Below are 9,204 nucleotides of genomic sequence, written 5' to 3'. Positions count from 1 at the left end.
TCTCCGGGACGTGGATATAGACCGCCTTGTCGTCGGCGATGCCGGCGCCGACGGCATTGGCCAGGGTGACCGTGCCTGCGCGATAGGCACCCATGAGGCCGGGCACGCCCAGCACCGAATCGGGGCGGAAGGCGCGCGGGTCGAGGAAGGCGTCGTCGATGCGCCGGTAGATGACGTCGACCCGCTTCGGTCCCTGGGTCGTGCGCATGTAGACGATGTCTTCGTCGACGAAGAGGTCGGGGCCCTCGACCAGTTCGACGCCCATCTCGTCGGCGAGGAAGGAATGCTCGTAGTAGGCGCTGTTGTACGGGCCGGGCGTCATCAGCACCGCCACCGGGTCTCCCTTGCAGGCGGGCGGCGCCACCGACAGCAGCGTCTCGAGCAGCGCCTCCGGGTAGCGCGAAACCGGCTGCACGCGGTGGCGGGCGAAGAGGTCGGGGAAGAGGCGCATCATGACCTCGCGCCCCTCCAGCATGTAGGAGACGCCGGACGGCGTGCGACAATTGTCCTCGAGGACGTAGAAGTCGCCCTCGGTGACGCGGACGACGTCGATGCCGGCGACGTGGGTGTAGACCCGCCCCGGTACCGAGAACCCCTGCATGATCGGCAGGAAGCTCTCGTTCCGCAGGACCAGCGCCTCCGGCACCTTGCCCGCGCGCAGGATCTCGCCGGCGTTGTAGACGTCGTCGATGAAGGCGTTGAGCGCGCGCACGCGCTGTTCCAGCCCGCGCGAGAGCACGTCCCATTCGGCGGCGCCCAGCACCCGCGGCACGATGTCGAACGGGATCAGCCGCTCGGGATCGCCGCCCTCGCCGTAGACGGCGAAGGTGATGCCGATGCGGCGGAAGAGCATTTCCGCCTCGCGCCGCTTGTGGGCGAAGACCTCGGGTGCGGTCGAGGCCAGCCATTCGGCGATCGTCCGGTAGGGCGCGCGCACCGCCCCCGGAGTCCCCATCTCGTCGAACGCAGTCGCCATCCGCTTCCCTCCGAAGTCACGATGACCGACGGCGAAATTGCGCGTCAAGAGAAAGACTTGCCCAACTCTTGAGCACGACTGGCGAAGAATTGTTCACGCCGCCGCGGCCCTGGTCCGGGCGCGGGCGGCGCGTCGCGCGAGCACGAGACTGGCGGCCCCGAGGGCCGCGACCGCCGCGACGGCGAGGTAGGTCGTGGCGAAGCTGCCGATCGCGACGCTGACGGCGCCGAAGGCGGCGGGGCCGAAGATGATGCTGGAGAAGGTCAGCATCATGCAGCCGCCGGTGGCGATGCCGATGCGGTCGGGCGGCGCCTGGCGCGCCACCTCGGCCATGAAGACCCCGTTCCAGCCGACGGCCGTGCTGCCGAAGAGCGCACCCAGGCCGTAGACCGCCCAGGCGGGCCAGGCGGCCGACAGGGTCGAGGCGAGGATGCAGGCCAGGACCGCCAGCATGGTGACCGCGAGCAGGGCCACGAACCCGTCGCCGATGCGGTCGGCGACCACGCCCCAGCCGACGCGGCCGAGCACGCCCGCCACCTGCATGATGGCGACCACCAATCCGGCCTCGACCAGCCCGAAGCCGGCCTCGGCCACCAGGAGCGTCGTCATGAAGGCGAGGACGCACATCTGGGTCAGCGACAGGGTCATCGAGGCGAAGGAGAGGTAGCGCAGGGGCGGCGTCCGCCACACCAGCGAGACCGCGGCGAACGGGTTCTGGCGCAGCCGGTGGGTCGGGTCGCGGTCGTCGTCCCAGGACCGGCGGCCGGGCGCCAGCGCGAGCAGCAGCCCCAGCGCCAGGACGGCCACCAGGCCGACGGCCCAGCGCCAGCCGAGCGTCAGCGCCACCGGCGGCAGCATCAGCCCGGCCAGCATGCCGCCCCATGGCACGCCGGTCTGCTTGATCGAGAAGATGAGGTTGAGGCGCGGCCCGCGCGCGAAGCGCATCAGGAGGTGCGACGCCGCCGGGTTGGTCAGCCCGTAGCCGAGGCCCATGACCAGCGATCCCAGCGCGATCGTCCACAGCGAGCCGCCGATGACGAGCAGGATGGCGACGATGGCGAGCGCCAGCGCGATCTGGCTGGCGCGGCCCGCGCCGAGCCGCCGCACCACCGCGCCGCCGACCACCGAGGTCGCCATCGCCCCGGCGTAGATCAGCGTCGTCTGGTAGCCGATGAGCGCCGGCGAGATGCCGAGCATCTCGGCCAGCCGCGGCGCGATCGTCGGCACCGAGAGCGTGGTGGCCGAGGCCAGCGCCTGCACCGCGGTGGTGGCGGCGACGACGATCCACGGGTTGGTGGCGAGACGGTCGGGAGATTGTTCGGTCACGTCGGCGTGCTGCCCGGTCCGGGACGACCCGAGGATGGGTCATGGTGTCTGTCCATCCTGGACCGGCCGGGGCAGGCGGGCAATCGCCGACGGCCCGCTTGCGCCCGGCCGCGGCGGTTGCCAAGTTGCCGAACTCGACCGGACGCGAGCGGGAGGCCAGCCATGGACGAACAGGCGATCGCACGTCGGCAGCGCGCCCGCGCGGCGCTCGATCGGCGCGACTTCGCCGCCGCCCATGCCGAACTGGAACCGCTCGTCGCGGGCGAACCGGGCAACCCCGACGGCCATGCCCTGCTGGCATCGGTCCGGGCCACCCTCGGCAACCATGTCGGCGCCGCCGAGTCCTACGCGACCGCACTCCGCCTCCGGCCCGGCCATACCCACACCGCCCATCTCCTGGGCGCGACGCTGCTCCGGCTCAACGCCGTCGAGCGCGCCCTCGCGGTGCTCGCCCCGGCCGCCGCCGCCGCCCCGCACGATGCCGGGCTGCAGTCGACCTTCTCGGTCGCCCTCGTCCGCTCCGACCGGCTGGCGGAGGGCGCGGACGCCGCCGACCGCGCCGTCCGCATCGATCCCGGGCTCGCCTCCGCCTGGGTCAACCTCGGCACGGCGCGCCGGCTGCAGGGCGACAATGCCGGCGCGCTCGCGGCGGCGGAGACCGCCGTCGGCCTGGCGCCCAAGCTGGCCGAAGCCCACGTCAATCGGGCGCTGGCCTTGCTGGCGCTGGGCCGGCTCGACCAGGGCTGGACCGAGAACGAATGGTACTGGCGCCAGCCGCACACCCCGCCCCGCCCCCTGCCGCAGCCATGGTGGGACGGGCGGCCGGTCGAGGGGCGCGTCGCGGTCTGGGGCGACCAGGGGATCGGCGACCAGATCTGGGCCTCGGCGTTCCTGCCCGACCTGCTCGCCGCCGGCCACCGGATCGTGCTCGAATGCACGCCCCGGCTCGCCGGCCTCTTTCGCCGCAGCTTCCCCGGCCTCGAGGTCATCCCGGCGCTGCCGACCCCCGACCCCCGGCTCGCCGCCCCCGACATCGTGGCCCAGACGCCGCTCTCGCGGCTGGCGGCGATCGCCTGGTGGACCGGCCGGCGCGACCGGCTGCCCGCCGCCCGCCTCGCGACCGATCCCGAGCTGACCACCCGCCTGCGCGCGCGCTATCGCGAACTCGCCCGTGGGCGGCGCGTGGTCGGCATCGCCTGGCGCAGCCGCAAGCCCGACGGCCAGGTGCAGGAAGTGCCGCTGACCCGCTGGGAGGCGCTCCTGCGCGATCGCTCGGTCTTCGTCGTCGACCTGCAATATGGCGACACGCGGCTCGACCGCGACACGGTCCGCGAGTGGTTCGGCGTCGCCCCGCACCGCGACGCCGAGATCGACGCCATGGGCGACCTCGACGCCTTCGCCGCCCAGGTCGCCGCGATGGACGCGGTCGCCACCGTGGTCAACGCCACCGTCGCCACCGCGCTCGCGGTCGGAACCCCGGCCGTCGTCGCCGTGCGCCGCTTCCAGCCCGACTGGCGCTATCCGCCGGCGGCGGCCGAGAGCCCGTGGCTGCCGGGAGTCCGGCTGGTCCGCCAGAGCCGGGAGGACCGCTGGGACGACGTGCTGGAGGAGATCGCCCGCCGCGTCGGGGCCGGCTGACGCCGGCCTCAGTCGCCGATCGCGACGCCCTCCCGGCGCGGGTCGGCGCCGCCGGTCAGGCCGTCCGCCAGCACCCGGATCGCCTGCAGCCCGCTCGGCGCCGTCAGCGGCCGGACGTCGTGCCCGCGGGCGCGCAGGGCCTCGGCCAGCCCTTCCGTCCCGGGCAGCGCCTCCAGTTCCGTCGGGCCGTTGCGGTTGAGGAGGTTGGGGAGGGACACCGCGCGCTGCGGATCGAGCCCCCAGTCGAGCATCGCGACCAGCGCCTTCAGGGTGTAGCCCGGGATGCGCGAGCCGCCGGGCGAGCCGACCGCCAGCACCAGCCGCCCGTCGCGATCGAAGACCATCGTCGGCGACATCGAACTGCGCGGCCGCTTGCCCGGCGCCACCCGGTTGGCGACCGGCCGGCCGTCGGCCTCCGGCACGAAGGAGAAGTCGGTCAGCTGGTTGTTGAGGAGGAATCCGCGAACCATGCGCTTGGCGCCGAACGGACCTTCGATCGTCGCCGTCATCGAAATCGCGTTGCCGTCGCGGTCGACGACGACGAGATGCGAGGTCGCCGGGATTTCCAGGCTGCGGTCGGGGGCGAGGTCGGCGCGCCGGCCGGGCGGCTCCCCGGCGGGCGCCCGGCCGAGCGCGGCGTCGGGACGGACGAGGGCGGCGCGGCCGGCGAGGTAGGCACGGTCGAGGAGGCCGGCCGGCGGCGGCTCGAAGTCGGGATCGGCGACGAAGCGGTCGCGGTCGGCGAAGGGGGGGCGGCGCGCCCCCCCCCCCCACGGCGCCCCGCCGGGGGGGCCCCCCCCCCCCCCCCCCCCCGCCGGGCGGCGGCGCGACTTGGGGAGCGGCGCCGACGCGGTCGCGGGCGCCTAAGGGGAGCCGGCTCGCCTCCAGCAGCAGGTGCCAGGCGGCGGGGGAACCCGCCCCGGCCGCCGCCAGATCGTGGCGCTCGACCATGCCCAGGACCTGGGCGATGGCGAGCCCGCCCGATCCGGGCGGTCCCATCCCGCAGACCCGCCAGACCCGGTAGGAGATGCAGACCGGGTCGCGCTCCAGCGGCCGGTAGCCGGCGAGGTCGGCCAGCGTCATGCCGCCCGGCCGGGCGGCGCCGGTCACCGCCGCCACGATGTCGGCGGCGATCGGCCCACTGTGCAGCGCGTCGGCGCCACCCACCGCGACGGCGCGCAGGGTGGCGGCATATTCGGCGTTCACCAGCGGCGTCCCGACCGGCTTCGGCGCCCCGTCCGGGCCGTAGAAATAGGCCGCCGCCGCGGGATCGGCCTGCAGCGCCCGGTCGCCCTGCAGGCTGGCGAAGAGCCGGGGCGACATCGCGAACCCCGCCTCGGCGAGACGGATCGCCGGCTCCAGCAGCCGCGCCCAGGGCAGGCGCCCGCCCTGCCGGTGCGCCGCCTCGAGCATGCGCACCGCGCCCGGCACGCCGACCGACAGCCCGCCGACCACCGCGTCCATGAAGCGGAGCGGCCGACCGTCGGGGCCGAGGAACTGGTCGCCGCGCGCCGCTGCCGGCGCCGTCTCGCGCCCGTCCCAAGTGGTGAGCCGGCGCTCGGCCGCCGACCAGTGCAGCAGGAAGGCGCCGCCGCCGATGCCGGACGATTGCGGCTCGACCAGGCCCAGCACCATCTGGATGGCGACCGCCGCGTCGAGGGCGCTGCCGCCGGCGCGCAGGATTTCGAGGCCGGCCGCGGCCGCGTGCGGGTTGGCGGCCGCCACCATGTGGTGGCGGGCATAGACGGCCATGCGCTCCGGGGCGAGGCCCGAGGGCGCGTCGGCCTGCGCCGGACGCGCCAGGAGCGCGAGCAGGATCAGCAGAAGCCGGTGCAGATGACGCACGGAATCGGTCCCCCCCGAGATGAATGCCGGGAGGATGGTCCGGCCGCCGCGCGACCGCAAGGCGGCCGGCGGGCGGGGGCTGGGTCAGCCCAGCGGCTTGCTGTAGAGCGTTCCCGCCGGGCCGTAGCCGGCCGCCGCCAGCGTCGCCGCCGTCGTCCCCCCGGGCGGCGACGGCGCGCCGGCGCGGGCGGGCATCAGGATCCGGACCTCCCGGCAGCCGGACGCCTGGGCCAGTTCCTCGAGCCGCGTCAGCAGCGCGCCGGCGATGCGGGGCGCATCGACCAGCGCCAGGACCACGAAACAGTCGACCTGGAGCGAACGCTCGGCGCCGTCGACCCGGTGCAGGGCGAGGCCGGTGAGATAGCCCTGCTCGGATTCCGCCACCAGCGCGCCGCGCCGCCCGGCCGCGGCCGGGCGGGCGATGTGCCGCGCCGACTCCGCCCGCCAGCCGGCGAGCGACAGGTCGGGACGGAACGCGCGCGCAAGGATGTAGGCGGGAAGGACGTGCTCCCGGGCGAGGGCGACGACCTGATAGCTGCTCTCCACCGCCGGGCCCTCCTCGGACACTCCCTGCACGCTTCCCTGCGCTCGCTCGTCGCAACTTCCCTGGAGCCGCTTGCGGCCGGCATTGATGTGGGTCAAATCCTGCTGTCGGACGTCGACCGATTGCGGCACACTGGAGCGTGATGACCGAGGCAGGAGCATGAACACGAGCGGAAACGGACGGCCGTCCGTCGACATCGCGCGCCCGCCCAGGGACCCGTCGATCGACCACATCCATCCGTGCCGTGCCTGCGACGTCCGCCAGTTCAGCGTCTGCAACGTCCTCGATGCACCGGACCTGCAGCGCCTGGCGGAGGTCGTCACGACCATCACCCTGCCGGCGCACCGGGCGGTGTTCCACGAGGGCGACCCGGCCGAGCACCTCTACAACGTCACGTCCGGCTGCGTGAAACTCTACAAGCTGCTCGCCGACGGCCGCCGCCAGGTCACCGGCTTCCTGTTCGCGGGCGACTTCCTCGGCCTCGCGCTCGAGGACGACTATGCCTACAGCGCCGAGACGGTGAGCGAGGCGACCCTGTGCCGCTTCCCGCGGCGGCGCCTGGAGCGGCTGCTGGAGGACCTGCCGAAGCTGGAGAAGCGCCTGCTCGGCAACGCCTCCAACGAACTGGCCGCGGCCCAGGACCAGATGATCCTGCTCGGCCGCAAGAGCGCACGCGAGAAGATCGCAAGCTTCCTCGTCAACCTCGCCGGCCGCGCCGAGCGGCGGGGCCAGCCCTCGGACCCGCTGCCGCTGCCGATGAGCCGCACCGACATCGCCGACTATCTCGGGCTGACGACCGAGACCGTGAGCCGGACCTTCACCCAGCTCAAGACGCAGCGCGTCATCACCCTGCTGCCGGGTGGCATGGTCGCGCTCACCGACCGGCTCGCCATCGAGCGCCTCGCCTCGGGCGGCTGACGGTGGTCAGGCGTCGGCGGGCGCTCCGGCGGCGGCAGGCGGGGCGTCGAGCGCGGCATCGAGGGCGGTGCGGACCCGGCGCAGGACGGGATCCCAGTCGCCCGGCCGGCGCTGGCGGAACAGCCAGGCCGAGGGATACCAGGGGCTGTCGTCGCGCCCGAGCAGCCACCACCATTCCGCGGCGTAGGGCAGCACCAGCCACACCGGATGGCCGAGCGCCCCCGCGAGGTGCGCGGCGGGCCCGTCGACCGCGACCACGAGGTCGGTCGACGCGACCGCGGCCGCCAGGACCGACGGGTCCTCGATGCCCTCGATCTCGCGGACGAGCGCGGCCGCGCCCGCCTCGGCGATCTCGGCCTGGGCGCCGGCCTGGAGCGACACCAGGTCGACGTCGGGCCGCTCGGCGAGGCGCAGGAAGTGCGCGAGCCGGCAGTTGGGCGAGCGGGCATCGGGTTCGACGGGCCCGGTCGACCACTGGACGCCGACCCGGATGCGGCCGGCGACCGCAGGCGGCGGCTCGTGCCGCGACTGCCGTGGCACCCGCAGATAGGGCGCGCCCGAAGGAATCGTCTCCAGCGTGACGCCGAGGATGCGGGGCAGGTCGGCGAGCGGCGCTTCCGCGGCGACGTTGGCGAAGCGTCCGCCGCGGCGGGCCACCCGGGCCACGCCCTCGACCGTCTCGAGCAGGGGGACGGCGTCGTCCGGACCTTCCAGGATCACCGGCACACCGCGCTGGGCGGCGAGCGGCACGAACCGGGCGAAGAGCGCCGTCTCGGCGAGATCGTCGCCGGCACGGACGAGAAGGTGCCGGCCATCCAGGGTGCGGCCGTCCCAGCGCGGCCAGGACTTGCCCCGGACCGGCACGATCGCCGCCGGATGGCGGAGCGCCAAATCGGCGAAGCCGGCCGTGAAATTGCCGCCGAGGAGATGGGCGAGGCCGCGCTCGATGCGCGCCGAGTGGCGATCGGGGCGCAGTTCCAGCGAGCGGTCGAAATGCCGGACGGCGTCCGCGACCTGGCCCGCGTCGCGCAGCGCCAGGGCGCAGTTGTAGGCGATCTCGGGCGACTGCGGATCGGCGGCGGCGGCCTGGCGCAGCAACTGCACCGCGTCCTCGGTCTCGCCCAGCGAGCGCAGCGCGTTGCCGAGGTTGGACAGGGTCGGGCCGTGACCCGGACGCAGGCGCAGGGCCCGCCGGAAGCAGGCGACCGAGGCCGGCGTGCAGCCGGCGGCGCGCAGCGCCACGCCGAGATTGTGGTAGGCCTCGACCAGGTCCGGCTGGACGGCGATGGCCCGGCCATAGGCCTCGATCGCCTCGCGCGCCCGGCCGGCACGCTGCAGGTCGATGCCGGCGGCCAGGAGAATCTGGGCCTCGACCAGCGCGTCGACCCCGCCCGGCAGCCGCCCGGCCGTCGTCGCTCCCTGCTCCGTTTCCACCGGCGCCCCGCCCCCCCGGGCGCGGTCAGGCGCGGACGGAACGGCGCTCGGCACCCGCCGTCGGCTTGCCGAGATAGCGCCCCGCCAGAACCTCCGCGATCTCGACCGCGTTGAGCGCCGCCCCCTTGCGCAGGTTGTCGGACACGACCCAGAGGTTGAGCCCGTTCTCGATCGTCGGGTCGCGGCGGATGCGGCTGACGAAGACGGCGTCCTCGCCCTGGCTGTCGACGGGCGTGACGTAGCCGCCCGGCTCGCGCGCGTCCTGGACCAGCACGCCCGGGGCCTGGCGCAGGATCTCGCGCGCTTCCGCCTCGTCGAACGCCCGCTCGAACTCGACGTTGATCGCCTCGGCATGGCCGATGAAGGTCGGCACCCGCACGCAGGTCGCCGTCACCCGGATGTCGGGATCGAGGATCTTGCGGGTCTCGACCACCATCTTCCACTCCTCCTTGGTCGAGCCGTCGTCCATGAAGGTGTCGATGTGCGGGATGACGTTGAAGGCGATCTGCTTGGGGAACTGCTC

The 9,204-nt window shown here is 74.3% G+C and carries 7 protein-coding genes and 2 pseudogenes; 2 read left to right on the top strand and 7 right to left on the bottom strand.

From position 1 onward, the window contains the following. Nucleotides 1–976, bottom strand: a 976-nt coding sequence (locus ACE3Q3_RS21275; RefSeq protein WP_374449333.1) for a circularly permuted type 2 ATP-grasp protein, incomplete at its 3' end; no start/stop codon positions are given. A 93-nt stretch (nt 977–1,069) separates the two neighbouring features. Further along, entirely contained in the window at nt 1,070–2,302 is a 1,233-nt protein-coding gene (locus ACE3Q3_RS21270) for an MFS transporter (protein WP_374449331.1), read from the bottom strand. Between the two features lie 162 nt (nt 2,303–2,464). Here ACE3Q3_RS21270 and ACE3Q3_RS21265 point away from each other — a divergent pair, with 162 nt between their 5' ends. Continuing rightward, nucleotides 2,465–3,940 carry a tetratricopeptide repeat protein gene (locus tag ACE3Q3_RS21265; protein WP_374449329.1) on the top strand — a complete coding sequence of 492 codons (1,476 nt, stop codon included), beginning with the start codon at nt 2,465–2,467 and terminating at the stop codon, nt 3,938–3,940. Nucleotides 3,941–3,948: 8 nt separating this feature from the next. Here the strand turns inward: ACE3Q3_RS21265 and ACE3Q3_RS21260 are convergent. The 3 genes and pseudogenes from ACE3Q3_RS21260 to ACE3Q3_RS21250 form a co-directional block, all read right to left on the bottom strand. Next, nucleotides 3,949–4,626: pseudogene (locus ACE3Q3_RS21260) on the bottom strand (gamma-glutamyltransferase); the annotation flags it as partial. A 244-nt stretch (nt 4,627–4,870) separates the two neighbouring features. Continuing rightward, a pseudogene (locus tag ACE3Q3_RS21255) lies at nt 4,871–5,575 on the bottom strand (gamma-glutamyltransferase); the annotation flags it as partial. Nucleotides 5,576–5,869: 294 nt separating this feature from the next. Further along, nucleotides 5,870–6,331 carry a hypothetical protein gene (locus ACE3Q3_RS21250; RefSeq protein ID WP_374449327.1) on the bottom strand — a complete coding sequence of 154 codons (462 nt, stop codon included), beginning with the start codon at nt 6,329–6,331 and terminating at the stop codon, nt 5,870–5,872. 157 nt (nt 6,332–6,488) lie between these two features. On the opposite strand from ACE3Q3_RS21250, the gene ACE3Q3_RS21245 reads away from it, so the two are divergent. After that, nucleotides 6,489–7,247, top strand: a complete 759-nt coding sequence (locus ACE3Q3_RS21245) for a Crp/Fnr family transcriptional regulator (RefSeq protein WP_374449325.1) — start codon at nt 6,489–6,491, stop codon at nt 7,245–7,247. Nucleotides 7,248–7,253: 6 nt separating this feature from the next. On the opposite strand, the gene ACE3Q3_RS21240 is transcribed toward ACE3Q3_RS21245, so the two are convergent. Further along, the gene (locus tag ACE3Q3_RS21240) at nt 7,254–8,681 is read right to left on the bottom strand and encodes a tetratricopeptide repeat protein (protein WP_374449324.1); all 1,428 of its coding nucleotides are present in this window, start codon (nt 8,679–8,681) and stop codon (nt 7,254–7,256) included. Nucleotides 8,682–8,706: 25 nt separating this feature from the next. After that, on the bottom strand, nt 8,707–9,204 hold a 498-nt coding region (locus ACE3Q3_RS21235), incomplete at its 5' end, for an aspartate-semialdehyde dehydrogenase (protein ID WP_374449321.1).

The sequence above is a fragment of the Allostella sp. genome, assembly GCF_041913585.1.
Classification (GTDB): Bacteria; Pseudomonadota; Alphaproteobacteria; order ATCC43930; family Allostellaceae; genus Allostella.
This window is presented reverse-complemented; position numbering and strand designations above follow the sequence as displayed.

Excerpts from the sequence above, each read along its gene's own strand:
- ACE3Q3_RS21265 (WP_374449329.1), top strand. The coding sequence starts at position 2,465 with ATGGACGAACAGGCGATCGCACGTCGGCAGCGCGCCCGCGCGGCGCTC.
- ACE3Q3_RS21245 (WP_374449325.1), top strand. The coding sequence starts at position 6,489 with ATGAACACGAGCGGAAACGGACGGCCGTCCGTCGACATCGCGCGCCCG.